This window comes from Acinetobacter sp. 1294243, from assembly GCF_000588015.1.
Classification (GTDB): domain Bacteria; phylum Pseudomonadota; class Gammaproteobacteria; order Pseudomonadales; family Moraxellaceae; genus Acinetobacter; species Acinetobacter pittii.
This window is the reverse complement of record NZ_JFXG01000019.1, coordinates 1-24,916: the sequence shown is the minus strand read 5'-3', so window position 1 is coordinate 24,916 and position 24,916 is coordinate 1. Positions and strand designations below refer to the sequence as shown.

The window sequence follows — 24,916 nt, the reverse complement described above, 5'->3', positions numbered from 1 at the left end:
GGCGTTTTTTATGACATAAAGCATTTAATAACTTTTGTGACCTATTTCACAGTGCTGGCAATTTGTTACAACTATTAAAAGCCAATAGGTAATTTTGATTCTACAATGGCGCGGTTTTTTCGAAGACTGGTCAGCGGAAGTAGGTTTTAAAATGGCTCATGCTCATCACGCAGCTCATGCACATGTTCATCATATCGAAGAGAGAAAAGAAGACCGTTCTCAAGGCGATTTAAAAACAAAAGTGATGTTAAGACAAGCCGCTTCGACGACTGAAAAATCTAAACGATCTAGAACTAAAAATCATAAAACTGAAGATCAAAATATTAATCTGCATAAGTTCTCGAGTAAGCTCGAAAGTATCTCTGCCAACCATAGTAAAGAGAAATGCGCCCAAAATATCCGTATTGCTCTACAAGCGGCTGGAGCAGATGTGTCAAAGCATCCTGTAGCTGCTTCTGATTGGGGGCAAACGCTAGAAAAGAATGGTTATAAGAAAATTAAACCTGCTTTCAACCGTCCACAAGAAGGTGACATTTACATTATTGAGCGAACTAGTGGCCACACTTATGGTCATATTGCAGGCTATACAGGCAATGGTTGGTTCTCGGATTTTCGTCAAAAAACCTATGCTGTCTACAAAGAAAAAGACGTTAAATATAGTTACTATCGTCTAGACTCTTAAGCAAGTACGACACAATCTGTCGGACCATATTTAAATCGCTTTCCAAATTTATGTTCTGGCACAGTAAAGCACTTGAAAAGTAAGGATGAAAACATCACATTAGGTATTCAGTATTAAGCCATGCATGCCAATAGTGAATCAAAACGCTCGTCCTCATATTGAAAAAATTTTAGCCAACATGACCCAGCTTCCAGGTGTTTATAAAATGCTAGGGAAGGAGGGTGAATTGTTATATGTCGGTAAAGCAAAAAATCTAAAAAATCGGGTGTCGAGTTATTTTGTTAAAACGATTGAGCATCCTAAAACACAAGCTTTAGTTGCGCGAATTTATGATATTGAAACTTTGGTTACTCGTTCAGAAACCGAAGCTTTACTCTTAGAACAAAACTTAATTAAACAACACCGCCCGCCGTATAACATTATGCTGCGGGACGATAAGTCTTATGTCTATATTTTTGTTTCGGCTGATAAGCCTTATCCTCGGCTTGCTAGTGGGCGTGGTAAAGGTAAGCACCAAATTGGTAAGTTTTTTGGCCCGTACCCAAGTGCCTATAGTGCACGCGATACGTTACTGGTTTTGCAAAAACTTTTTAATGTGCGTCAGTGCGAAAATAGTTATTTTGCACAGCGCAAGCGTCCATGTTTGCAATATCAAATCAAGCGATGTTCAGCCCCTTGTGTAGGTCTGATTTCACCCGAAGATTATAAAGAAGACGTTAATAATAGTATTCGCTTTTTGCAAGGTGATACCAAAGAGCTTAATCAAGAACTCATTGCCAAAATGGAACAAGCAGCGGCTGAGCTTGAATTTGAAAAAGCTGTTTTTTACCGTGATCGATTGTCTTTACTGCGTGAAGTTCAAGCGCAACAAGCCGTGTTTAAAGTCAAAGGCGAAGCGGATATTCTGGCAATTGCATACCAGGCAGGTGTGACATGCGTGCAAATTATGTATGTACGCAACGGGCGAATGCTGGGTGGAAAAAGTTATTTCCCAGACATGCTCGGTGATGATCTTGGGCAAATGCTCAGTGACTTTATGGCGAATTTTTACTTTCAGGTTGCAGATGAAGTTCCCAATGAGCTTATCGTAAATATTGCTTTGCCTGACTGCAAAGAATTAGAAGAAGCATTGGCACAGCAGTTTGGCAAAAAAGTTCAGATTAAGAATAATGTTCGAGAAACTCGTGCCGAGTGGCTGGAGCTAGCCGAAATGAACGTTCAACATGCCATTAAGGGGCAGTTGAGTAATCATTTAGAGCTTAATGAGCGTTTCCATCAGTTAGAGCAAGTAGTGGGAAGACCTGTCGATCGTATTGAGTGTTTTGATATTAGTCATACCATGGGGGAAGCCCCAATTGCCTCATGTGTTGTGTTTGATCAAGGGGGCGCTCGTAAGCGTGACTATCGCCAATTTGCGATTCAAGACATTACAGCAGGCGATGACTATGCTGCTATGCGTCAAGCCTTAACACGACGTTATAAAAAGGCCATATTGCCTGATTTGCTGTTGATTGATGGTGGTAAAGGCCAGCTCCATATGGCAATGGAAGTCATGCAAGAGCTTGGGCTGGACGCTTTTATGGTAGGTGTATCTAAAGGTGAAGGGCGTAAACCCGGACTTGAAACTCTGCATTTTACCGATGGCACAAAAATCCAGTTACCGGAAGACCATAAGGCATTGCATTTAATTCAGCAGGTGCGTGATGAGGCCCATCGTTTTGCGATTACCAAGCATCGTGCTAAACGTGACAAACGTCGAAGTACCTCAGTTTTAGAAGCAATTCCAGGGTTAGGGCCAAAGCGCCGTCGAGATTTATTAACCCATTTTGGTGGGATTCAAGGTGTTTTAAAAGCATCTGAAAAAGAGCTTACCCTTGTGCCTGGTTTTGGTGAAATGATGGCAAGAACGATTTATAAAATTCTGCATGAATAACGATAGGTTTCTATGCCGAGTGACCAAATAGTTGGCATATAAGTAGAAGAATGATCATTCACATTCTCTTTAAAATGATGAAAGATGTTTCATCAAGAGTCGGAGTGCTTTAGGGAAGTGAATGTCATTACTGCAATTGTTTGAAGAAATAAAGCAAAAGGAATCGATTGAAATACCCGAAGGGTGGTTACAAGGACGAACTGTTTTTGGTGGTCTTGTTGCTGGACTACTCATGCAAAAAGCTTGCTGCAATATTCAAGATCCAAATAAAAGATTATTAAGTTGTAGTGTTACTTTCGTGGGCCCTGTACAGCAGGGACCTGCCCAATTGACTATTGAAATTTTAAGAGAAGGAAAGTCGGTCACTACACTTGAAACACGTTTATGGCAAGATGGGGCGGTACAAACGATTTTGGTCGCAAGCTTTGGTGTGCCTCGTGCATCGAATATTGAAGTGCGACATGAGCCTATCGTTCCAGTTTATAGGCAACCTGAAGAGTTGCAACCTATTCCTTTTGCTAGACAAATGCCAGAATGCTATCAACATTTTGATGTATGTTGGGCAGAAGGTCATTATCCTGTTACAGGAAGTCAGTATGCTGACTTTGGAGGATGGTCAAGGTTTAATCCCGATAAGCATGAAAATCGTCAAATGACTTTGCCAGATTTAATTGTTTTGATGGATATTTGGCCGCCTGGTGTCTTGCCAATGTTTAAGCAAGTTGCTCCTGCGAGCTCTTTAACTTGGCACATTACCTATGTACATCCGTTTCCACATCAATTGTGTGACTGGTTTAAATATAAAGTGGTAACTGAATATGCAGGTGAAGGTTATTCCACAGAATATGCCCATCTTTGGGACCAAAATGATCATTTAATTGCAATTTTACGGCAAACTGTTACGGTATTTACCTAAGCAGTCCACTTCCTCGATTCATATATTTCGTATAAAGTGGCTGTTACAGATAGATACAATATTGAAGAAAGTATTTTTGTCTGTTACAAGATGCATGAAGACTTAATTGGCGGTGTTTATGACCACAGGGCGAATCCTGAATATCCCAAATATCCTAACATTAGCGCGTATCGCGCTTATTCCTGTATTTTTGGTGATCGCGTATTGGCCGCCTGCAATGGGTATTGGTGAGCATGAAGGAAGTATGAGTCGTCATATTATCTTGACGGCTATTTTTGTGTTTGCTGCTATTACCGATTGGTTTGATGGCTATTTGGCACGAACTTTAAACCAAACTTCAGCATTTGGCCGTTTTTTAGATCCAGTTGCAGATAAGCTCATGGTGGCGGCTGCACTGATCGTTTTAGTACAGTGGAATCCAACGATCTCAATGGCTTTTGCAGCAATTGTGATTATTTCACGCGAAATTACAGTTTCTGCTTTACGTGAATGGATGGCGGAACTTGGCGCACGAACCAGTGTGGCAGTATCGACTGTAGGTAAATATAAAACAGCCTTTCAGATGATTGCCATTAGTGTGTTCTTACTCAATTGGCAGCCTTTAGAAATGCTCGCATATGCTTTGTTATATACGGCAGTCATTTTAACTTTATGGTCAATGTTTATTTATCTTAAAGCAGCTTGGCCTTATTTAAAGCAACCTTAAGTGCTGCATATTGAATGATTAAGCCTTTCTACAATGAAAGGCTTTTTTTATTTTTAAAGAGTGCAAGAATTGGGTCGTCATAGGGCTTTGGCTACTTTAATGTAAGATATAAGTGCTAAGGAGGTGACACATGCAAATGCTTTCTTCTCGGCAATTTGCTGTAATTGCCACTGTGATTGAATATTTATATGAACATCTAGATCAGCAACCCAGTCTTGACGATGTTGCGAGTCATATGAATTTAAGCCCAAGCTATATTCAACGCCAGTTTCAGGAATGGGTAGGGATTAGCCCCAAAAAATTTGTGCAATATATGAGTTTGCAACAGGCCAAATATCATCTGTTGCAACAACGGAGTTTATTGGAAACTGCTTTAAATACGGGGTTATCTGGCACAGGACGTTTACACGATCTGTTTATTCAGCTTGAAGGCATGACGCCTGGTGAATATAAACTGCAAGGTGAAGGGGTTACACTTAATTATTCGATTGAGGCAAGCCCCTTTGGTGAGTTGTTGGTGGTCAGTAGTGAAAAAGGGATATGTTCTATTCGATTTATCGAAACTCACGACAATATTGAACATCTTATTCAACAGTCCTTTCCAAAGGCTCGATTAAAAAATCAGTCGCCGATTTGGCATCAACAAATTGCAAAGTGGTTTGAACAGGATTTTTCAGAACATTTACAGCAAAAACTTCCTCTTAATTTGGCTGGAACTCCATTTCAGCTACAAGTATGGGAGGCCTTGCTCACAATTCCAGAAGGCCAATTGCGTACTTATCAAGATATTGCAGAGCAAATCGGGAAGCCTAAAGCAGTTAGAGCCGTTGCTACTGCAATTGGACAAAATCCGATTGCATATCTGATTCCTTGCCATCGAGTGATCCGTGCCACAGGCATGGTTGGAGAATATCATTGGCAAAAGGGGCGTAAATTGGCATTGTTAGCTTGGGAGATGTCAAAGCAACACGGAGAAACTGTATGACCTTGGATTTATTTTCTCCAGAGCCTTGTGAGAATTTATTACCCTACGATGGTGAAGTTCAGGACTATGGTTGTATTTTAAGCCCTGAAGAAGCTGAACAATATTTTCACTACCTTTACCGACACCTCGCATGGAAACATGATGAGGCTAAGTTGTATGGCAAGCACTTTATTACAGCTCGAAAAGTTGCATGGTATGGAGATGACTACTATCAATATAAATATTCGGGTGTCGCACGTGATTCTTTACCTTGGGACAAAGCACTCGCCAAACTAAAACAACAGGTAGAGCAAATACTTTCAGAAAAATTTAATTCTTGTTTGGCAAATCTTTATGAAGATGGAACTCAAGGTATGGCTTGGCACAGTGACTCGGATGTTTCTTTGGCAAGAACGACAACAATCGCTTCTTTAAGCTTTGGTGCTACCCGTAAATTTTCTTTTAGGCATATTCAAAGTAAAGAGAAAGTTGAATTGTGGCTACAGCCAGGCCAACTCATTGTGATGCGTGGTGAGACTCAACAATATTGGCAACACCGTTTAAATCGCTCAACAAAGATTTTACAACCACGTATTAATCTTACTTTTCGGCAATTTAAGTTTTTATAACCTTCATTAAAAAGCGGGCAAGAAAAAAGCCCATGATGGCAGCATGAGCTTATTCCTCTGAGGGGGATGCTTCTACTGATGAGCTGCTGATGAAAAGAATCATCAATAGGAGCTAAAATCATAATATGAGAATATTATGAGATATTCAATGTTTTAAAGTGTAAGAAAAGTTTAAATTATCATAAGATGGGGTTTTAGATTTCACCTTTTTCAGATAATTCCATAAAACGTTGTTCAATAAGTGCTGCATTTTCTTGCAAAATTTCGATGAGCTTTTCAACATTTAAAAAATCAAAACGATTTTTAGAGGCAACTAAAGTCAAAGCTAAAGGTACTTCTTTGTTTGAAAAACGAACAGGAACCGCTAGACCTGAAACATTTGGGTCAATCTCACCTTGTGAGAAATAGAACCCTTGTTTTTTAATTTTACGCATACGCTGAATAAAGCTTGGTTCATCTTCAGCAAAACCTGATTGTTTTAATTCTTGCTGGTAACGGTGGTAGTAGTCTTGCATGCGCTGCTTACTTAAATGCGAAACCATTGTTTTTGGAGATGATCCAACGTAAATCGGTCTTGGGCAGCCTCGGCCATATGAAAGTAGCTCAGTGTCTTTAAATATTTCATGATGTATGTCAATGCAATAGTCATCATTTAAATAGGTAAGCAAACAGCACAGTTCGGTACGCTCTACAATATTTCGCATAAATGGCGTGCTGATTTGAACCAGTGGGTCGGTTGTTCTAGATATATAGTCAAGAACTGCAATTTTTGAGCCTAAGGTATAATCGCCAGAGGTTCCATTAATGCGTTTTAATAGATCAGCTGATACTAGCTCTTTGAGGTAACGGTAACTCGTTGGTTTGGACAAGCCAAGTTCTTCGCAAATAATATCGACATTAATGATTGGACGCGAAACTGAAAATAGGTCCAGTACGGTTAAAATTTTGCCAAAACTTGAAATTGCCATAATGTCTTGTTCGTATCCTTTAACAACGAGTCATCTTTGAGTTTTTATAACAGAAAAAAAGAAGATTTGTCTCAATTCTAAAATAAATGCCTGATTTGAGTATTTTACTCTGACAAAGAGAAAACTTCTCTCGGCTTATACATCATATACGATAATTAAAAAATATATCAAATTATCAAATAGAGATATTTTAGTTGACTAAATCGCTTTATTTTGAAAAAATTGCCAAACAAAATATCTAATCGAGAAATTGGTCGGTTCTAGATTGATTTCTTGATACCTCTTCTTTCCAAAGCTTGGCCGTTTAAATGGCGCCCAAACTGAAATCATCTCTGCCAATCAGGCGAGATGTGGAAAAATCATTGTATTGAAGGATGCTCCTCATATCATTTGCTTTGAGGCAAATGGCAAAGTTGTGTTGTCTTTAGAAAGACAATCAAATATTGAAGGGCATGCTCATCAGTTCAAATCTGTATTTGAGATGAGTTCATGTTATTAAAGCAAATACTGGCGTTCCGCCCGAGTAGGCTTGATCTGATCTTTGCCTTAAAAACATTTATTGCCGGAATGTTGGCTCTATTTGTTTCGTTTGAATTAGATCTGATTAACCCGATGTGGTCGATTGGTACGGTCCTGATTATTGCCAATCCATATTCAGGAATGGTGTCCTCTAAATGTGTCTATCGAGTGGTAGGGACAATTGGCGGAGCTGTGATTGCCTTAACTCTAACACCACATTTAATTAATACACCTTGGATATTTACCGTGGTGTTGTCGTTGTGGGTGGGTTTTGCGCTTTATGTGTCGTTACTTGATCGTACTCCACGTAGTTATGCTTTTATGCTGGCGGGTTACTCGACAGCCATGATCGTCTTCAATGCGATTACCTATATTGATCAATACAATATATTCGATATTGCTTTAGCTCGGGTTATAGAAATTTCGATTGGTGTGATTTCAAGTGCAGTGGTTTCTGCCACGATTCTTCCAATGCATATTGGCTCGGCAATTAAACAGCGGGGGATAAAAACCCTAAAAGATACAGAAAATCTGTTTGCTAATTTATTAAATACAGATTCGCAGCAGAACAATACTCAGCTCTTGGCTGCCATTACTCGCGACACCACAGATATTCATGCTTTGGCAGTACATTTGAGCTATGAAAAGGGCGAACTGCATGGTATGACCAAACCCTTGCAGGAAATGCTTCATCAAATCTCAATGGTGGTGGCTAATCTAGTCGCTTTATCTGAGCGTATTAAGCAGCTTAAAGAACTTCGGTTTATCGAGACTCATGCAGAAAAACTGCAACAGCTTTCAGCTCATGTTGTACAGTTTTTAGAGCAAAAAGATCTGATTATTGATGAAAATATTTTGCAGTTGCCTGATGGGTTTGAAAGCGATTTTGCAAGTTTGATGGAGTCGGCTTCTACACATCAACAAGTTTTGGTTGCAGCCATGAAAATGGATGTGCGCCATTTCATTAGCAATGTGTTAGCCGTTAAAGTCTTGTGGCAGCGAATTCAGCAAGGTAATAAAGAAATTCCTGACAACATTACCCCAATGACGACCAAATATCCAAGTTTGCACCGTGACCATGGTGTGGCAATACGAGGTGGTATCAGTGCAGTCCTTATTACATTTATTGTGACTGGAGTCTGGATTGTTTCGGGGTGGAAAGCTGGATTTATGATGGCACAGATGGGCGCAGTAACCGCCTGTATTTTAACGGCCTTAGATAACCCGGTTCCGGTTCTGCGTATTTTTATCTGGGGCAGTATAGCTTCAGCAGTTTTAGTCTTTGTTTATGCATTTGGTATTTTTCCGCATGTCACAACTTTTTGGGAACTTGGACTAGTTTTATTACCGATGTTCTTATTCGCAGTGTCTATGATGGCTAACCAGATGCTGATGCCAGTAGGTATGGTGTTGGGTATTAATACCATGATGGGACTAAACCTGCACAATGCTTATAGCATGGATGCAGTGTCTTATCTTGATAGTTCATTTGCCATGATCTTAGGTGTTTTAGTGTCTTTGATTGTCATTGATGTTGTTCGCGCCATGTCACCAGACACGAGTGCAAGCCGTATTTTAGCCTTGCATTACCGTGCCATGCGACAAGCGATCTATCTGCCATATGGTCTTGATTTTAAAGTTCATCTACGCAGTATGCTAGATCGGATTGGGATTCTAAACAGCAAAATGGTGCAATCAGACGAGATTAAAACTTCAATTCATCAGGCCCTGATTGAGTCGAGTAGTATTGTTGATTTAAGCCGATTGCAAGAGTTAGCCAATCAGTTTCCTCAAGCATCTGAACTCACTCAGCATATTGGCGATTTGCAACAAAATCTGGATGAGCTGTTTAGAGCTAAAGAAAACGATGAAAATGATACGACCGCTTTAGTAGAGCGAATCTACCGAGCGTTATTTGAATTAAAACAGCTTGCTTCAAATGTTGAAGATATGACTATGCGACAAAGACTACTCATTTCACTGAACAATATTGCTTATAGCATGTGCCACGTTTCATCAGAGCAAATGAATGAAAACAGCACCCTGAGAGGAGCCACAGCAAATGGGTGAGTTTAATGTTTATGGTATTTATGTGCCTTCTTTGCTCGTTCAAGCACTCTTGGCATATATCTGTTTCCGTGGGTTAAGTCCTTTAACAAATAAGTTGATTGCACAAGACTGGATTGCATTACCTAGTATTTTTAATTTGTGTTTTTACCTATTACTGCTTTTGGTAATACATCAAATTTTTGTTGGGGTCGGTGCGTAGAGATGTTTGCGAAATTAAAGATTGAGTTAGGTGAGTGAAATGAATCAGGTGGATTTGAAAAAAGTCATCCGTCCAGTAATTTTGATTGTCGCATTAATGGTGGCGGTCTATACCATTGTGCATTTATGGAATTACTATAATGCAGCGCCGTGGACGCGTGATGGTCGAGTTCGTGGTGACGTTATTCAAGTATCTTCGGATGTCGCGGGGCTTGTGACAGAAGTATTGGTTCAAGATAACCAGACTGTGAAAAAAGGTCAGGTGCTCTTTAAAATTGATGTTTCTCGCCGAGCTTTAGATGTAGAGCAGGCAAAATCTGATTTAGCAAAAGCAAATGCAGCATTTGCCCAAGCGCAAGCTGGTTTAGCACAAGCAAAAGCGAACCTGATTAAATCGGATACGAATATTAAGTTAGCCGAAAAAAACGCAAGCCGCTATTCAAACCTTATGGATGGCGCCATCTCTAAACAAGAACAAGATCAGGTTTTTGCAACACGTGATCAATCTCATGCTGAACATGAGCAACTCCAAGCTGCTATCCAACAAGCGGAAGCAACTGTTAAGCAACAACAGGCTCTTATTGAGGCGGCAACGAGCAATTTGCATTTGGCTGAGCTTAATATGCATCGTGCTGCGGTAATTGCCCCAGCTGATGGTACTTTATCTAACTTTGATATGCGCCCAGGTAACTATGTTCAAGTTGGTCAGGCTGTTGCAGCATTACTTGACCGTAAACAACTCTATGTTGTGGGCTATTTTGAAGAGACTAAATTAAACCGTATTCATGTTGGTGATCAGGCCAGTGTACAGTTAATGGGGGATAGCCAGAAAATTAAAGGCCATGTACAAGGTATTGCATCGGGTATTGAAGATCGTGAACGCTCAAGCAGTTCTAAACTTCTTGCCAATGTAAATCCAACGTTCAGTTGGGTTCGTTTAGCGCAGCGTGTGCCTGTGAAAATCGTATTGGATGAAACACCAAAGAACCAGCTTGCTTTTGTCTCTGGACGTACGGCAACTGTACATATTATCGAGAAATAAAAAAGGAAGGCTTTAGCCTTCCTTTTTAATATTACGGGGTTAAACCGACCGGATTTCGATACCAACTCTGAATGAGTAAGGCGGCTGCAAAACTATCTGCAGAAAGTTTTTTTGCTCGACCTTGCTCTTGGTAGAAACCGAGTTCTTCTCGTGCTTCACGTGTAGTTAGACGCTCATCTACCATTAATGTTTCAATATTGGTTTGATGGCGTAAACGTCTCGCAAATTTGCGGGCACGTGTAGAAAGTTCTGACTCGCTATCATCCATATTCAGAGGCAAACCAACCAAAAATAGATCAGGTTGCCATTCTTTCACGATTTTTAAGAGCTGATCCCAGTTTGGAATTCCATCTTTCATCACAAATAGAGGGAGGGGATTGGCACTTTCAATTGAAGACTGGCCAATCGCCATTCCCATTTTTTGAGTACCAAAGTCAAAAGCCATAATCGATTTTGATTGTGTTTCGGTCATTAAGCATGTCCGATTTCAGATGCTAACCATGCACGATCTACACCGATCTTTTTATAAGCTGCATCCCAACGATCGTCATAAGGCAGGTTAAAAATTAGGTCCATATCGGCATCACAAATGAGCCAGTCACCGCGCGTAATTTCATCTTCTAACTGGTTTTTACCCCAGCTCGCATAACCTAAAGCAATTTGATATCGGCCGACACCTTCATTGTGGGCAATCGCATCAAGAATATCTTTACTGGTAGTAATACAAACATTTTCACCTACAGCAATAGATGAATGCCATGTCGGTTGTCCAGTATGAAGAACGAATCCAGCCTCGGGACGTAATGGCCCACCTTGTAAAACCACATGTGGATTTACATTGTCTGCTTCAATGTCGAGATCATTGAGTAATTCTTTAATTTGAATGCCGGAAGGGCGGTTAATAATAATGCCTTGAGCACCTTCTTCATCATGACGGGCAAGATAAATTACAGTGTTTGCGAAAAAGTCATCTGCCATTTCTGGCGGGGCAATCAGACAACGGTGAGTCAGATATTGTTTGGTCACCTAAGCGGTTCTCCCTCAAAAAATGTCACTAGAGGGTCTCTCGACCCTTTTATCTATATAGGTTCTTTTTATCAACATACAAGAGTTAATCGGATTTCGCCAATCTTTTTCTCTCATTTTTTATTAATTTGAAGAAGCCTGAAATTTAAGTTGGCGTAATTGTTTTGCGTGTTGCAAGGTTGTTTCATTAATTTCAACACCGCCTGACATGCGAGCTAACTCAAAAATGATTTGATTTTCGTCTAGTTCCACAATTGTACTGCTTGCCGGATCAGTTTGTTGCTTTTTAACTAATAAATGCTGATCTGATTGTGCAGCAACTTGTGCTTGGTGAGTAATACATAAAAGTTGAACATGTTGGGCTAAGTCGGCAAGTAAACGACCTACAACTTCTGCTGTACCACCACTAATCCCGACATCAATTTCATCAAACACTAACACTTCTGCTTCGGTTTTTTCAGCGTTCATCACTTGCATGACAAGTGCAATACGTGAAAGTTCACCACCTGAAGCTACTCGTGCTAATGGTTGAGGAGGAATACCTTTATTGGCAGTAAATAATAGTTGAATAAAACTCAAACCTTCAGCGGTAGGTTGCTCTAATGGTTCAAACTTAAACTCGAAGTGTGCCTCTGGTAACGCTAAAGGCTTCACTTGTTCAGTTAATTGCTTCGCAAGAGGAGCGGCAGCTTCACGACGAATATTGTCTAAATGCTGAGCTTTCTCCAAGAACTCCTCATGCGACTTTTCAACTTGTTCTGCCAATGTTTCTGGGTCTTCAAGTTGATGTAATTGCTCAAGCTCGCTTTGCCAAGCTTCATACTCTTCTTTAAGCGTTTCTGGTTGAGTGCGGTATTTACGTGCTAAACGATGGAAAACTTCAAGTTTAGAGTTGAGCTCCTCCATTCGTTCTGGATCAAAACTTTGACGATCAATAAATTGACGCAAGTTTGCCGTTGCATCATCTATTTCACTTTGAGCATTCAGTAAAGAATTATAGATCTCGGAAAGTTGTTCGCTACGGCCCGCGTGGGATTCTAATCTACGAATAATCGAAGACATTTCTTGAGTAATGTTTTGCTCAGCTTCATCAAGCACATTTAAGCTGTAGCTACAATCTTGCATGATATGTTCATGATGACTGAGGCGATCGAACTCTTGCTCAATTTCTTTATAGTCAGTTTGAATGACCTCTTCGAGCTCTTCAATTTGATGCTCTAAAGTACCAATGCGTTGTAGGCGGGGTGCTTGCGCATCTAAGGCTGCTTGATGCAAACGAATGGTACGTTGCCATGTGCTATAGGCTTCACGTACATCATTTGCTTCAGCATAAAAATTGTTATAACGATCTAGCCAATGCTTTGGATAAGGTGGTTCAAGCAGCTGCTGCTGGCTGTGCTGACTATAGAGCTGAACCAGCAAACGGCCTAATTCTTTGAGTTCAGATAGACTACTTGGGCGTCCATTGACCCATGCTTTGCTGCGTCCAGTTGCGAAAATCACACGACGTAAATGAATTTCCCCAGAATCATCATCTAGCTCGTGGTCTTGGAGCCATTTTGCTTCAGGACTATTATGTTGATAGGTAAAAACAGCGGTAATATCCGCTTTGTCCGAACCATAACGGACATAATTTGTATCTGTACGTTCCCCTAGGCAGGCAGAGAGTGCATCCAGTAATAATGATTTTCCGGCACCTGTTTCGCCTGTTAGAACATTAAATCCTTGTTCTATATCAATAGCCAAATGATCAGCTAATGCAAAATTAATTAAAGTTAAATGTGTGAGCATAAACGCATCCAACGCGCCAAATTATGGGTTAAAGATAGAGAAGTTTTGAATTTGCTACAAGTGATCTATTATTCTAACTGAAATTATAGAACAGCAAGATTGCGGATATTTACAATGAAAAAAACATTAAGCTTACCGAAACCACCAATAGGGATGATCAACCGCCATAAAAAAAATAATCCTGCGGAAATGAATAAAATTCTAAATCAGCATTTTAATGCATTTAAACAGGCAGCAGCACAAGGGGATTATGCCAAAGCTTATCAACATGTTAAACAAGCTGTTAATTTGGTTCCCAAGCATGCTGGCGCCTTATCAGATTTAGCTTATACCGAATTGCGCTTAGGCCGTTATAACGACGCCTATCAACATTATTTACAAGCGATTCAAGCAAGTGGAGCTAACGTAAATACAAATTTATATGATGGACTCACAGAAGTTTGTCATCATTTAAAGAAAAAAGAAGAAACAATCAAATTTGGACGCTTGGCAATTGCAACTAAAAAAGAATTAGCGAAGAGCGAACCTGTTTTGGCAATTCCCAATCATGCACCACCAGCATTTAGTGCAAATCCTCAAGAAAATATTATTGCTTTTTCATTGTTTGGGGCAAACCCTCGTTATTGTGAAACCTCTATTTTAAATATTCAGCTAGCCAAACAAATTTATCCTGAATGGACGTGTCGCTTTTATGTCGATGATACTGTGCCAGTACTGGTGCAACAGCGTTTAAAAGAGAAGGGCGCGCAAGTTATTCAGGTTACAGATTCTCAAAAACAGCTATCGGGTCTGTTTTGGCGCTTTTTGGTAATGGATGATCCGACAATTAAGCGTTTTCTGATACGTGATGCCGACTCCATTGTCTCGCACCGCGAAAAAGCAGCTGTAGATGCTTGGCTCAAGAGTGATAAATGGTTTCACTTAATACGAGATAATTATTCTCATACCGAGTTAATTTTGGCGGGAATGTGGGGTGGATGTACGGGGATTTTTCATAATATTGAAGCACATATCAGGGATTATATTGCCACCGGACGTTATCTGGATAATCGGGTGATGGATCAGCATTATTTGCGCTACTGTATTTGGCCGACTTTAAAACAAAGTGTGCTTATACACGATAGCCAGCAATTTGATTCAGATGCTATCGATTTTCCAGATTATGATCTGGCGTTAATGCAAAGCGACAGCGAAAATTTTCATGTAGGAATGAATGACGGTTCACCGGTAGTTGCTACAGCAGTTGCCCATCCAACTGCACAGAGAGTGTGTTGGGTACTTCTAGATGAAAATCAGGTCGAAGTTTGCAGATACGATGCAATTGTGTCGAATAGTCGAAATATTGAGATTAACTTACCTTATGCTTTTGCCAAAAAAATTCAGGCACAGCAGTGGAAATTACAAGTCTATCCGTATGAAAACTGATTGATTAGTTATTTAGGCACAATTAAACTACATTCATCATAATTTATATAAATACGGCATTATCTGGAGAGTGTGCATGAGTTCAACCCAATTTGATCATGTAACGGTCATCAAAAAATCAAACGTTTATTTTGGTGGAGCATGTATCAGCCATACCGTGCAATTTGAAGATGGAACAAAAAAAACACTAGGTGTTATTTTGCCGACTGAGCAAGCTTTAACTTTTGAAACCCATGTTCCTGAGCGTATGGAAATTATTTCAGGTGAATGCCGTGTAACAATCGCGGACAGTAATGAAAGTGAGTTGTTCCGTGCAGGCCAATCATTTTATGTGCCTGGTAATAGTCTTTTTAAAATCGAAACTGATGAAGTGCTCGATTACGTGTGCCATTTAGAAGGCTAAGAAATTCCTATTCAAATCGGGTACACTATGCCCAAAGAAATCCTGTGAAGTTGGCTTTGCAGGATTTTTATTTTTTTGCTCAAACGTTGTTAGAGGTCATGCATGGCAAAACCGGAATATTATTATGGCGTTCATTCAGTGGAGTCATTGTTAGAACTTGAGCCGGAACGTGTGCTAACCCTGTTTACTTTAAAAGGACGGGATGACCAGCGTTTGCAAAAGATTTTGCAATTGGCAGAGCCTTTTGGAATTAGTGTACAAAAAGCAAGCCGTGATAGTCTCGAAAAGCTTGCAGGTCTACCGTTTCATCAAGGCGTGGTTGCAGCAGTACGTCCGCATCCGACTTTAAATGAAAAAGATCTAGATCAGATCTTGGCTGAAACCCCTGATGCTTTATTGCTGGCATTAGATCAGGTGACAGACCCGCATAACTTAGGGGCTTGCATCCGTACCGCTGCTGCAATGGGCGTGCAAGCAGTGATTGTACCTCGTGATCGTTCGGCAAGTTTAACCCCAACAGCTCGTAAAGTTGCAGCGGGTGGAGCTGAAAAAGTTAAATTCATTCAAGTCACAAACTTGGCTCGTACATTAGCCCATCTTAAAGAGACGACTCATACACATGTGATTGGCACTATGCTTGATGAAAGTGCAATGCCAATTCAAAAATGTGATTTCTCTGGCCCAGTCGTGATCGTGATGGGAGCCGAAGATACAGGTTTACGCCCAATTACACAGGCACAGTGTGATCATAAAGTTTATATTCCGATGTCTGGAAATTTACAAAGCCTAAATGTGAGTGTGGCAACGGGTATGGCACTTTATGAGGCTTGTCGTCAGCGTTCTAAGGTATAATCTAGCTGCCTTTCTAGTTTGTAAGCAGTCTTGATATGTCTCCCCGTAAGCAAGGTTATTTTTTTGTATTGGTGACCATGTGCATTTGGGGCGGGTTTACACTTTTTGCCCGTTTAAATGCACAGTGGCACATCAGTGCTTGGGACATTGCTGCACTGCGCTTTGCTATCGCCTTCCTGATTTTGATGCCGATTCTGATCTATAAGAAAGATCTCGCTTTTTTATGGAGTAAGCACGCTGTTATTTTGGCGCTCATTGGCGGAGTTATTTATTGTCTTACCGTCTATACCGCGTTTCTCTATGCTCCCGCTGCACATGCTGCCATTTTTTTAAATGGTTGTATCCCAATTTGTACTGCAATTGCAGCATACATTTTATTTAGACAACCATTTGATAAGCATACATGGGTGAGTCTGGCAATTATGATCACTGCCTTGGCTCTCATGAGTGTGTTGATGTTGCAAGGTAATGCTTCTGCTTTTGGCATGGGGGATTTACTTCTTTTTATTAGTGCGATTTGGTGGGGCATTTTCACTGTATTACTTAAACAGTGGAAACTTTCCGCATGGCACTCTATGGCGAGTGTTGCGATTTGGTCTGCAATTATTTACTTACCCATCTATGCTTTATTTTTGCCTAAACATTTCATGGAAGTCAGTCCTGTTCATCTAGCGATACAGGGCATTTTCCACGGTGTGTTTGTTGTTATTATCGCAACTTTGACTTATGTAGCAGCGATTCAGCGACTTGGTGCTTTTAAAACGGGAAGTATTGTTACTTTGGCACCGTTTATTGCTGCCATTTTGGCTGTACCTTTACTTGATGAGTCATTAAGTCCATCGATTGTTGTGGGCTTGGTTGGAATGGGAATCGGGGCCTTACAACCTTGGCGCTGGTTTCGACAAGATAGCTTGGCACAAAAGATTCAGCAGCAAAATAAGCAAGATTAGTTGGCGCGCTTCAAATAGCTTTGATGTAAAGGTTCTAATTGCTGATATAAATGTTCGAGTAATCCGTCATTAAACACAATGTCATTGGCAAGTTCACGTTTACGCTCGCGTGGCATTTGTGCTGCAATAATTTTCTGGATTTGTTCTTGGTTTTGCCCATCTCGCTGACTTGCACGCTGAATTTGAGTTTGTTCACTCGCATCAACTAATAGAGTGTGATTAACCAATTCATGCTGGTTGGTTTCAAAAAGTAGGGGTGAAACTAAAATCACATAAGGACTTTTGGGGTTCTGTAGCTGTTGAACAATAGATTGGCGAATGGCTGGATGCGTGATTTTCTCAAGTATTTGCCTTGCTTCAGGGTTTTGAAAAATATATTCACGTAGTGCACGACGATCTAGATTGCCGTCGGGTTGAAGCACCCAATCTCCAAAAGTTTGTTGGATTTTTTGGAGGGCAGGTTGGCCTTTTTCAACCACTTCGCGAGCAACAATATCAGCATCGACGACTTGTATTCCTTGGGATTCAAACCATTGTGTTGCAGCAGATTTCCCACTGCCAATACCACCTGTGACTCCCAGAATAAAAGCCATCTTAACCTCCCAAATAAATTTTCATAATTTGGTCACCCCATAAAAAGGCAACCCAACCCGCAATGGCAATATATGGCCCAAACGCAAAGGGCTGATTATCATTACGTAATTTTAGTAAAATGATGCCAATAATTGCACCGAGTAAAGATGACAATAGCACAATTAATGGCAGCATCAATGGCCCCATCCACGCGCCTAATGCGGCAAGCAATTTAAAGTCGCCGTAACCCATACCTTCTTTGCCTGTAATCACTTTAAATAAGTAATACACAATCCAAAGACATAAAAAGCCGATTAAATATCCCCAAATGGCTGAGTTAGGCGAGGTGTAAATATTAAAGGTATTAATACCTAAGCCGAGAGCAGCCAAAGGTAGGGTGAAACGGTCAGGTAGTAGCTGAGTATCAAAGTCTATAAATGTTAAAGCAATCAAAATCCAAGTGAGCACTAGCCCCCAAAGCATTTGTAGGGTTGGACCAAAAACCATGACGACTACTAATGAACATAGCATGGTGAGTAATTCAATCGCTGGATAACGAATGCTAATAGGGTGTTGGCAATGGCCACATTTTCCTCTTAACATTAACCAGCTTATAACTGGAATATTTTGATACCAACGGATCGGTTGCTGACATGCAGGACATGATGAAGCAGGTTTACTTAATGTCAGCTTTTCATGCTCAATGATGGGTAGTTCGGGATTAAGCAACATTTGACATTCCTGCTGCCAATCTTGTTCCATCATTTTGGGGGTGCGATAAATTACCACATTCAAAAAGCTACCAATACATAGGCTCAATAGTGCGACTGCAATATAAAGTGCAGTTAAGTTTTGAATAAAATAAGCAATAATTTCTTGCATTATATGACTGAGCCCATTTGGAAAATTGGAAGATACATAGCAATCACTAGACCACCTACGAGCACCCCTAAAATTGCCATGATTAAAGGTTCCATCATTGAAGTTAAACCATCAACGGCATTATCAACTTCATTTTCATAATAAGTAGCAACTTTATCGAGCATGCTGTCTAGCGCACCAGATTCTTCACCAATTGCGACCATTTGTATAGCCATAGATGGAAAACGATTTGAAACACGCATTGCAAATTGGAGTTGTTGACCGGTAGCAACATCTTCACGAATTTTCATGACGGCTTCTTCATAAATGACATTGTTGGTTGCACCAGCTGTTGACTCAAGCGCATCAATGAGCGGAACACCAGCGGCAAACGTGGTGGCTAAAGTACGGCTATAACGGGCAATAATCGCCTTATAAACCAGATCACCGAAGATAGGTAGTTTCAGGGTGAGTTTATCTAATCCATCACGGAATTTTTTACTGCGCTTCTTGGCTTCCAGAAAGGCAGCAATCACTGCTCCAATCACAATAATCATAATGAACCAGTATTCCTGCATCCATTTCGACATATTCACGACCATTTGGGTGAATGCAGGTAAATCTGCACCAAAAGAAGAAAACAGGTCTTGGAAAACAGGCACTACTTTAACCATTAAAATAATGGTAACAACCACAGCAACTACAATAACCGTTGCTGGATATTTCATAGCCTTCTTAATTTTCTGCTTAAGTAATTCACTTTTTTCTTTGTAAATTGCCACACGGTCCAACATGGTTTCAAGCGCACCAGATTGTTCACCAGACTCTACAAGAGAACAAAACAAGTTATCGAAGTGTTGAGGATACTTCCTTAAAGCTGAAGCAAAGGTACTACCACCTTCAACTTCACCTTTAATCCCGAGTACCACCTCGCGCATGGCTGGGTTTTCTAGACCCTCCGCTACAATTTCAAAGCCTTGTACCAGTGGGACACCAGCTTTCATCATGGTTGCAAGTTGTCGCGTGAAAATCGTGATATCGAGCGTTGATACTTTCTTCTTGAACAAACCCTCAAGAATATTTTTACGCTTTTCCCGAATATTACGGACAGTTACACCTTGTTTGCGTAGGGTGACTTTGGCTAAGGCCATATTCTTAGCTGGAAGTTCTCCCTTAATTTTTACGCCCTTACGGTCAACCCCTTCATAAGCAAAAGTCGGCATCATTTGTGCCTTTTTGACAGTCATGAATTATCCTTATTTTAAATTGTCTTTTATTCACTGGTCACGCGGTTGACTTCTTGTAAGGAAGTAACACCTTGCATGACTTTCTTTAACCCTGAACGACGCAGATTATTAAACCCCAGTTTTTCAGAAGCAGCAGCGATTTCTAAAGCATTGCCATCTTCCATAATAATCTTGGAAATTTCAGGTGTAACTTTCATCACCTCGTAAATACCTACTCGACCTTTGTAGCCTTCACGACACTCAGTACAACCTACAGGTTGAAAAACTTGAAAATCGGGATGGGTTAAATCTTGGTCGGTAAAGCCCATTTCTAATAGGCTCTGTTTAGGAATGTCGGCAGGGGTTTTACACTGTGGGCATAACCGACGCGCCAAACGTTGAGCAATCACCAGATTGACAGACGTTGCGATATTAAAGGATGGAACACCCATATTACGTAGGCGAGTAAGTGTTTCTGGCGCACTATTGGTATGCAGTGTGGACATTACCATGTGACCGGTTTGTGCAGCTTTAATCGCAATTTCAGCCGTTTCTAAGTCACGAATCTCACCGACCATAATAATGTCAGGGTCTTGACGTAAAAATGATTTAAGTGCAGCAGAAAAAGTCAGACCTACTTTTGGGTTGACGTTAACCTGATTAATTCCTTCAAGGTTAATTTCAACTGGATCTTCGGCGGTGGAAATATTCGAACTTTCAGTATTTAAAATATTTAAGCCAGTATATAAAGATACCGTTTTACCAGAACCGGTAGGACCTGTAATTAAAAGCATACCTTGTGGTTTATCGAGTGCTTCTAAAAAAAGAGCTTTCTGATCTTCTTCATATCCTAAAGCATCAATTCCGAGCATTGCGCTAGAAGGATCGAGAATACGCAGAACCAGTTTTTCACCAAACAGGGTTGGAAGTGAGTTCACACGAAAATCAATTGCTTTAGTTTTTGATAACTTAAGCTTGATACGACCGTCTTGAGGCACTCGTTTTTCGGAAATATCCATTTGAGACATGACTTTTAAACGTGAAGCCAAACGGTTAGCCAATTGCAAAGGTGGATTTGCAATCTGACGCAACACGCCATCGACTCGGTAACGGACCCGATATGATTTCTCGTATGGTTCAAAATGTAAGTCTGAAGCCCCCATACGAATTGCATCGATGAGTAATTTATTAATATATTTAACAATAGGTGCTTCATCGCCTTGAGGCGTTTCTTCCTCATCCTCTTGTGAGGGTGGAGCTTCTAGATCTACATCAAGATCAAACTCTTCATCACTAAATTCGAAGCTACTTTCTTCGGTAAATTGCTGCGCCAGAATTTTCTCAAGCTTATGGTGCTCGACAATAACTGGTTCAACCATGAGCTTGCTATTAAAGCGAATGGCATCAATCGCTTCAATATTACTCGGGTTGCTGGTCGCGACATATAAAATCTGTCCTCTTTGTATAAGAGGTAAGACCCGATGTTTTAAAATCAGTTTCTGATCAACCAAATCTTTGGGAATTTGGCTTGTGTCGTAAACATCCAGATCAAAATATGGTTCCGCAAATTCAATAGAAATTGTTTCTGCTAATAAAGAAGGGGAGAGATGAACCTCTTCAATCAGGTACGCAACCGTATCCCGTTTAGCTCTTTTTGCTGCATCTAATGCTGTTTGCATGGTCGCTGCCGACACATGTTTTTCTTCGACTAATCGCCGAAAAAACCCCGAAAATTTTGGAGATGTATTTAAGACTGACATCTGCCTACCTGTGCTCATATGCTTATAATTGGTATATAAAAAATTATACTTTTGTTATCTAAAATTACTACCTGAGAAAATGATGCTCTGGTCTTGATCCATTCGCCAAAGCTTGAACTAGTCGAAGTTTTTATTCATTAATTTTTGAAAGACGATTCTTTAGATTCAATAAAGTTTTATAACTGTTTTCAATTAGTAGAAAAGATATGGGCAAAGCCGTTAAAGAAAAGTATCTGAAATTTGTATAAATGCGTGTAGAATGTGCTGCATTTTTGATGAAAGGTGAGCCGTATGTCGGGTTCGACGATTACGCCTTGGGTAGTTGGCAACTGGAAAATGAACCCAATGCGTGCCAATGCCAAACAACTTATAGAAGAATTTAAACAACTATTGCAACAAAACCAAATTGCAGATGAAAGCTGTCATGTAGGGGTTGCTCCGGTTTCTATTGCACTTGCAATGGTACAAACACAATTGCAAGATGCTGCAAGAACAGTATATACAGTTGCACAAGATGTATCGCGTGTAGCGGGTACTGGCGCGTATACTGGCGAAGTCAGCGCAGAACTATTAAAAGATAGCCAAATTAATTTTGTACTTGTTGGACATTCTGAGCGTCGCGATATTTTTGGCGATAACGTTGAAATTTTGAAAGCTAAACTCCAAAATGCATTAAATGCGGGCTTGACTGTCATTTATTGTGTTGGTGAAAGCCTCGAACAACGTGAACAAGGTTTGGCAGAGCAAGTTGTATTGCAACAAATTTGTGATATTGCTCCTGTAGTGACTGTTGAGCAGTGGCAAAAGCAAATTGTAATTGCCTATGAGCCAATCTGGGCAATTGGGACAGGTAAAACTGCTTCTCCACAAGATGCACAGGCAATGCATGCTAAGATTCGTGAAGGTTTAAGTCAGATTACCTCAGCGGGTTCAGACATTGCGATTTTATATGGCGGTAGTGTAAAAGCTGAAAATGCGGTCGAATTGGCGGCATGTCCAGATATTAATGGTGCGTTGGTAGGCGGTGCTTCATTAAATGCAGCATCTTTTTATCAAATTGTACAAGCCTTTGCACAAAGTAAATAACGAGGATAGGGTATGCACTCTTTTGTACTGATCGTACATATTATTTTAGCGGTACTGATGATTGCCTTGATTCTAGTGCAACATGGTAAAGGTGCTGATGCTGGTGCTTCTTTCGGCGGTGGCGGAGCAGCAACTGTATTTGGTGCTTCAGGTTCAGGTAACTTCCTTACTCGACTTACTGCTATCTTAACAGCGTTGTTTTTTGTGACGAGTTTAACTCTCGCTGTTTTCGCAAAAAAACAGACGACTGAGGCATATAGTTTGAAAACTGTACAAACTACGGCACCAGTTCAAACGACATCGCCTGAAACTTCACCAAATGCACCGAAATCGAGTCAATAATTCGAAATAGGGCTTTCCTTTTGCAGTGGGAAGGACTAGAATGCGTCCCACAAGCTGCGGTGGTGGTGGAATTGGTAGACACGCTACCTTGAGGTGGTAGTGCCTTCGGGCGTGGGGGTTCAAGTCCCCCCTTCCGCACCAACTTTGAACCAGAAAGTTGAGTGCAAGCAGTTTTTTGATGCGGGATGGAGCAGTCTGGTAGCTCGTCGGGCTCATAACCCGAAGGTCGTTGGTTCAAATCCAGCTCCCGCTACCAATTTGATTAAGGTGCAACTTAATCAAGCGAATATTGGATAAGTTTACATTGACTTTTTTCGATATTTGTATATAATTTTTGCACGTTGATGCGGGATGGAGCAGTCTGGTAGCTCGTCGGGCTCATAACCCGAAGGTCGTTGGTTCAAATCCAGCTCCCGCTACCAATTTGATTAAGGTGCAACTTAATCAAGCGAATATTGGATAAGTTTACATTGACTTTTTTCGATATTTGTATATAATTTTTGCACGTTGATGCGGGATGGAGCAGTCTGGTAGCTCGTCGGGCTCATAACCCGAAGGTCGTTGGTTCAAATCCAGCTCCCGCTACCAAGTTTCTTAAAAGAGGCTCACAGACAGGTGGGCCTTTTTGCACAGTGGACTATTGTTTTCTGTGCTAAATAGGGGCGATTAACGCCCTTTTTTATTGGTTATCGTATCGCTATCGTGTAGTGTCGACATCAATTGGTCAAATAGTCATGCTTCACTATAGTAGGTCTGTGTCGGTTAAAACAACCGATTGAATCGCACGAGAATGACGAGAGTAAATGAAATTATCAAATAAATCCCAAGCATTGCATGACTTAATTGTTCCTGCAGTGGAAGCATGTGGTGTCGACCTTTGGGGAATCGAGTTTCTCCCACAAGGTAAACGTTCATTATTGCGTATTTATATCGATAAAGCGGTAAGTGAAGATGCTGAGCCTGTAATTAATGAAGATGGCGAAGTAGAACTAGGCCGTGGTATTGGTGTACAAGATTGTGTGCGTGTAACACAACAAGTTGGCGCAATGTTGGATGTTCATGATCCAATTTCAGGTGAGTATTCATTAGAAGTTTCTTCACCGGGTTGGGACCGTCCATTTTTTCAGCTAGAACAGTTACAAGGCTACATTGGACAACAAATTGCTTTGCGTTTAATTGCAGCAGTAGAAAACCGTCGTAAATTTCAAGCAAAACTTATCGCAGTAGACCTTGAAAATGAAGAAATTCAGGTTGAAGTTGATGGGAAGCATGTGCTTGTGATCGACAGCAACAATATCGATAAAGCAAACTTGATCTATCAAGATTAAATTTATTTAAATTTTATAAGAAATCGGTAGGTGACTTATGGGCCGCGAAATTCTTACCGTTGTTGAAACGGTTAGTAATGAAAAAGGTGTTAGTCGTGAAGCGATCTTCGAAGCTTTAGAACAAGCTCTAGTTGCTGCAACGAAGAAGAGATTTTACGAAGGTACGCATGCTGAAGAAGCTCAACTTCGTGTAGAAATTGATCGTAAAACTGGTGATTACCGTACGTTCCGTCAATGGACTGTTGTAGCGGATGAAGATCATGAAATGCCGGCTTGCCAAGATGCAATTTCTGACGTTGATCCAGCTAAATGGTCAATTGGTGACGTGCGTGAACTCGAAGTAGAATCTATTGAGTTTGGTCGTATTGCTGCACAAATTGCAAAACAAGTTATCGTACAAAAAATTCGTGAAGCTGAGCGTGCTTTAGTTGCTGATGCATACGAGTCTAAAGTTGGTGAGTTAATTTACGGTGAAGTGAAAAAACAAACCAAAGATGGCTTCATTATCGACTTAGGCGACAACGCAGAAGCTTATCTTGCACGCGAAGAGATGATTCCAAAAGAAATTCTTCGTCCAAAACAACGTGTAAACGCTATTTTATATAATGTTAACCGTGAAGGTCGTGGCGCTCAGTTGTTGTTATCACGCGCTAAGCCTGAAATGTT

The 24,916-nt window shown here is 40.6% G+C and carries 26 protein-coding genes and 4 tRNA genes; 22 read left to right on the top strand and 8 right to left on the bottom strand.

Annotated elements, in window-relative coordinates; translation table 11 throughout:
* The first annotated feature begins 151 nt into the window (after window positions 1–151).
* From J655_RS20940 to J655_RS20915, 6 genes are all read left to right on the top strand, one after another.
* The gene (locus J655_RS20940) at window positions 152–682 is read left to right on the top strand and encodes a peptidoglycan hydrolase (RefSeq protein WP_032005700.1); all 531 of its coding nucleotides are present in this window, start codon (window positions 152–154) and stop codon (window positions 680–682) included.
* A gap of 133 nt (window positions 683–815) precedes the next feature.
* Window positions 816–2,615, top strand: a complete 1,800-nt coding sequence (gene uvrC / locus J655_RS20935; protein WP_032053005.1) for an excinuclease ABC subunit UvrC — start codon at window positions 816–818, stop codon at window positions 2,613–2,615.
* Between the two features lie 121 nt (window positions 2,616–2,736).
* Window positions 2,737–3,531, top strand: coding sequence for a thioesterase family protein (locus tag J655_RS20930; RefSeq protein ID WP_032053002.1), 795 nt, complete (start codon window positions 2,737–2,739; stop codon window positions 3,529–3,531).
* A 118-nt stretch (window positions 3,532–3,649) separates the two neighbouring features.
* Window positions 3,650–4,237, top strand: a complete 588-nt coding sequence (gene pgsA / locus J655_RS20925) for a CDP-diacylglycerol--glycerol-3-phosphate 3-phosphatidyltransferase (RefSeq protein ID WP_002114808.1) — start codon at window positions 3,650–3,652, stop codon at window positions 4,235–4,237.
* Window positions 4,238–4,367: 130 nt separating this feature from the next.
* Window positions 4,368–5,222 (top strand): methylated-DNA--[protein]-cysteine S-methyltransferase, encoded by an 855-nt coding sequence (locus J655_RS20920; protein ID WP_032005695.1) that lies wholly within the window; start codon window positions 4,368–4,370, stop codon window positions 5,220–5,222.
* Window positions 5,219–5,830 carry an alpha-ketoglutarate-dependent dioxygenase AlkB family protein gene (locus J655_RS20915; RefSeq protein ID WP_032005693.1) on the top strand — a complete coding sequence of 204 codons (612 nt, stop codon included), beginning with the start codon at window positions 5,219–5,221 and terminating at the stop codon, window positions 5,828–5,830. The genes J655_RS20920 and J655_RS20915 overlap by 4 nt, the downstream gene beginning before the upstream one ends.
* A 194-nt stretch (window positions 5,831–6,024) precedes the next feature.
* Here the strand turns inward: J655_RS20915 and J655_RS20910 are convergent, their stop codons facing one another.
* Window positions 6,025–6,798 carry an IclR family transcriptional regulator gene (locus J655_RS20910; protein ID WP_002114686.1) on the bottom strand — a complete coding sequence of 258 codons (774 nt, stop codon included), beginning with the start codon at window positions 6,796–6,798 and terminating at the stop codon, window positions 6,025–6,027.
* 367 nt (window positions 6,799–7,165) lie between these two features.
* Between J655_RS20910 and J655_RS24810 the strand changes: the two genes are divergently transcribed.
* The 4 genes from J655_RS24810 to J655_RS20895 are packed head-to-tail and all read left to right on the top strand — an operon-like array spanning window position 7,166 to window position 10,627.
* Window positions 7,166–7,297, top strand: coding sequence for a hypothetical protein (locus J655_RS24810; protein ID WP_002115031.1), 132 nt, complete (start codon window positions 7,166–7,168; stop codon window positions 7,295–7,297).
* Complete coding sequence (locus J655_RS20905; protein ID WP_032053000.1) at window positions 7,288–9,387, top strand: FUSC family protein; 2,100 nt, start codon at window positions 7,288–7,290, stop codon at window positions 9,385–9,387. The genes J655_RS24810 and J655_RS20905 overlap by 10 nt, the downstream gene beginning before the upstream one ends.
* Window positions 9,380–9,586, top strand: coding sequence for a DUF1656 domain-containing protein (locus J655_RS20900; RefSeq protein WP_032052998.1), 207 nt, complete (start codon window positions 9,380–9,382; stop codon window positions 9,584–9,586). The genes J655_RS20905 and J655_RS20900 overlap by 8 nt, the downstream gene beginning before the upstream one ends.
* Window positions 9,587–9,625: 39 nt before the next feature.
* Window positions 9,626–10,627, top strand: coding sequence for an HlyD family secretion protein (locus tag J655_RS20895; protein ID WP_002114928.1), 1,002 nt, complete (start codon window positions 9,626–9,628; stop codon window positions 10,625–10,627).
* A gap of 31 nt (window positions 10,628–10,658) precedes the next feature.
* On the opposite strand, the gene ruvX is transcribed toward J655_RS20895, so the two are convergent.
* The 3 genes from ruvX to recN all read right to left on the bottom strand — a co-directional run bounded on the left by ruvX (window position 10,659) and on the right by recN (window position 13,444).
* The gene (gene ruvX, locus J655_RS20890) at window positions 10,659–11,099 is read right to left on the bottom strand and encodes a Holliday junction resolvase RuvX (RefSeq protein WP_002115066.1); all 441 of its coding nucleotides are present in this window, start codon (window positions 11,097–11,099) and stop codon (window positions 10,659–10,661) included.
* Window positions 11,099–11,653 (bottom strand): YqgE/AlgH family protein, encoded by a 555-nt coding sequence (locus J655_RS20885; protein WP_002114753.1) that lies wholly within the window; start codon window positions 11,651–11,653, stop codon window positions 11,099–11,101. The genes ruvX and J655_RS20885 overlap by 1 nt, the downstream gene beginning before the upstream one ends.
* 123 nt (window positions 11,654–11,776) lie before the next feature.
* Window positions 11,777–13,444 (bottom strand): DNA repair protein RecN, encoded by a 1,668-nt coding sequence (gene recN, locus J655_RS20880; protein WP_032052996.1) that lies wholly within the window; start codon window positions 13,442–13,444, stop codon window positions 11,777–11,779.
* 114 nt (window positions 13,445–13,558) lie between these two features.
* Between recN and J655_RS20875 the strand changes: the two genes are divergently transcribed.
* The 4 genes from J655_RS20875 (at window position 13,559) to J655_RS20860 (ending at window position 17,074) form a co-directional block, all read left to right on the top strand.
* The gene (locus tag J655_RS20875) at window positions 13,559–14,869 is read left to right on the top strand and encodes a tetratricopeptide repeat protein (protein WP_032052995.1); all 1,311 of its coding nucleotides are present in this window, start codon (window positions 13,559–13,561) and stop codon (window positions 14,867–14,869) included.
* A gap of 76 nt (window positions 14,870–14,945) precedes the next feature.
* On the top strand, window positions 14,946–15,272 hold the full coding sequence (locus J655_RS20870; RefSeq protein ID WP_002115102.1) for a pyrimidine/purine nucleoside phosphorylase: 327 nt from the start codon (window positions 14,946–14,948) through the stop codon (window positions 15,270–15,272).
* 102 nt (window positions 15,273–15,374) lie between these two features.
* The gene (gene rlmB / locus J655_RS20865) at window positions 15,375–16,124 is read left to right on the top strand and encodes a 23S rRNA (guanosine(2251)-2'-O)-methyltransferase RlmB (RefSeq protein ID WP_032052994.1); all 750 of its coding nucleotides are present in this window, start codon (window positions 15,375–15,377) and stop codon (window positions 16,122–16,124) included.
* Window positions 16,125–16,159: 35 nt separating this feature from the next.
* Entirely contained in the window at window positions 16,160–17,074 is a 915-nt protein-coding gene (locus J655_RS20860) for a DMT family transporter (protein ID WP_005079347.1), read from the top strand.
* Here J655_RS20860 and coaE read toward each other — a convergent pair.
* The 4 genes from coaE to pilB are packed head-to-tail and all read right to left on the bottom strand — an operon-like array spanning window position 17,071 to window position 21,494.
* Window positions 17,071–17,667: a dephospho-CoA kinase gene (coaE, locus tag J655_RS20855; RefSeq protein ID WP_002115011.1), complete on the bottom strand. Its 597-nt coding sequence runs from the start codon at window positions 17,665–17,667 to the stop codon at window positions 17,071–17,073. The genes J655_RS20860 and coaE overlap by 4 nt on opposite strands.
* A 1-nt stretch (window position 17,668) precedes the next feature.
* Entirely contained in the window at window positions 17,669–18,529 is an 861-nt protein-coding gene (locus tag J655_RS20850; RefSeq protein ID WP_002114758.1) for a prepilin peptidase, read from the bottom strand.
* Entirely contained in the window at window positions 18,529–19,755 is a 1,227-nt protein-coding gene (locus tag J655_RS20845; RefSeq protein WP_005079343.1) for a type II secretion system F family protein, read from the bottom strand. Before J655_RS20845 ends, J655_RS20850 begins: the two co-directional genes overlap by 1 nt.
* A 26-nt stretch (window positions 19,756–19,781) precedes the next feature.
* On the bottom strand, window positions 19,782–21,494 hold the full coding sequence (gene pilB, locus J655_RS20840) for a type IV-A pilus assembly ATPase PilB (RefSeq protein WP_032052992.1): 1,713 nt from the start codon (window positions 21,492–21,494) through the stop codon (window positions 19,782–19,784).
* A gap of 291 nt (window positions 21,495–21,785) precedes the next feature.
* Here pilB and tpiA point away from each other — a divergent pair, with 291 nt between their 5' ends.
* From tpiA to J655_RS20800, 8 genes are all read left to right on the top strand, one after another.
* Entirely contained in the window at window positions 21,786–22,580 is a 795-nt protein-coding gene (gene tpiA, locus J655_RS20835) for a triose-phosphate isomerase (protein ID WP_017481951.1), read from the top strand.
* 12 nt (window positions 22,581–22,592) lie between these two features.
* On the top strand, window positions 22,593–22,922 hold the full coding sequence (secG, locus tag J655_RS20830; RefSeq protein ID WP_032005670.1) for a preprotein translocase subunit SecG: 330 nt from the start codon (window positions 22,593–22,595) through the stop codon (window positions 22,920–22,922).
* Between the two features lie 56 nt (window positions 22,923–22,978).
* A tRNA-Leu gene (locus tag J655_RS20825) sits at window positions 22,979–23,063 on the top strand.
* A gap of 38 nt (window positions 23,064–23,101) precedes the next feature.
* Window positions 23,102–23,178 (top strand) — tRNA-Met (locus tag J655_RS20820).
* A gap of 89 nt (window positions 23,179–23,267) precedes the next feature.
* A tRNA-Met gene (locus J655_RS20815) sits at window positions 23,268–23,344 on the top strand.
* A gap of 89 nt (window positions 23,345–23,433) precedes the next feature.
* Window positions 23,434–23,510: transfer RNA gene (locus tag J655_RS20810), tRNA-Met, on the top strand.
* A gap of 215 nt (window positions 23,511–23,725) precedes the next feature.
* Window positions 23,726–24,250 carry a ribosome maturation factor RimP gene (gene rimP / locus J655_RS20805; protein ID WP_002114922.1) on the top strand — a complete coding sequence of 175 codons (525 nt, stop codon included), beginning with the start codon at window positions 23,726–23,728 and terminating at the stop codon, window positions 24,248–24,250.
* A 37-nt stretch (window positions 24,251–24,287) separates the two neighbouring features.
* The coding region (locus J655_RS20800; protein WP_032052991.1) for a NusA N-terminal domain-containing protein at window positions 24,288–24,916 on the top strand (629 nt) is incomplete at its 3' end.